Genomic DNA, 1,173 nt, shown 5'->3' with positions numbered 1-1,173 from the left:
TTAATGAATATAGATACCCTGAAGAATACTCTTTTTCAAAATTTTTATTAGCAAAATTTTTTGATAAATTAAAGTTAAAAAGTGTTCTAATAGAAACTATCGTTATTAAACAACAATTTTTATCTATAGATATTCTTTTGATAATAAATGAATCTATCTATATTATAATTGAAAACAAGACTTTTACATCTGAAAGAAAAAACCAAATTGAGGATTATCGTCAAAAAGTTATAAAATACTTTAAAGATAGTAAAGATGTAGAAAAAAAATTGTATGCTATTTATTACAAAATCGAGAATGAAAGCACTTACAATATTATAAATATCCATAAAAATATAAATACCGCGTGTTTTTTAAGAGCTGAAATTATAAAAATCTTCAATTTTTACTCGGGAAGTGATGTTCTTATAAATCAATATTTTGAACACACTCTAAACTTAGAAGCCGCTAGAGCTAATTTTAAAAACGTTGATTTAAGAACCACCTGTTTTACAAAAGCAGAAATAATTGGATATTATGATGCCCTTGATGCTAGTTTTACACAGTTGAAAAAATTGGGTTTAATTAAAACAGATATTGATTACAACTGGGCTTACAAAGGTGGGATGAAATGTTGTCTTTACTGTTTTTACTTTACAAACGTTGCTAACTTTGAAAACTATGGCTTTTATATACAACTTGAATCAACAGCTTTTAAAAATAAAACTAGTGACAAAAATTTAAAACTCGTGATAAAATTATGGATAGATGAAAAGTCCGAAGATTACAGCCTTCAAAATCTTAAAAAAAGTTTCTTAATTTTGAAAAATCATTTTGGAGATAGTGTAAAACCGCCAGCTCGTTTCAAGGTTGGTAAGTGGTGCACAACGGCAATAATAGAAAATTATATAACCTTAGATGAATTTGGAGCTGTCGATTTAGAGAAAACAGCAGTTACGGTTGTAAACTATTGTAATGAACTTAGAAGTTTGAAAAATAAGTTTAAAAATTTATGATTACTAGAAAAAATGGTATACATATATTTTTACCATAAAGACGCCCTAAGTTAAACTTAGGGCGTCTTATTTTTAATCTATTAAATTGATAAGTTTAATCTTACCTCAATATCTTCTTCTTCTGTTTTATTCCACCAATTCTCAACAATAACAGTTCCATAATTTAATTTATTTTAAA

General features: G+C 26.1%; 1 protein-coding gene. It reads left to right on the top strand.

The window, feature by feature from the left end:
* On the top strand, window positions 1-995 hold a 995-nt coding region (locus ACRCZX_RS00660), incomplete at its 5' end, for a PD-(D/E)XK nuclease family protein (RefSeq protein ID WP_438581025.1).
* Window positions 996-1,173: the final 178 nt, after the last annotated feature.

Source organism: Cetobacterium sp. (assembly GCF_051658645.1).
Lineage (GTDB): Bacteria > Fusobacteriota > Fusobacteriia > Fusobacteriales > Fusobacteriaceae > Cetobacterium_A.
The sequence above is the reverse complement of the archived record's forward strand: the minus strand, read 5'-3'. Positions and strand labels throughout refer to the sequence as shown.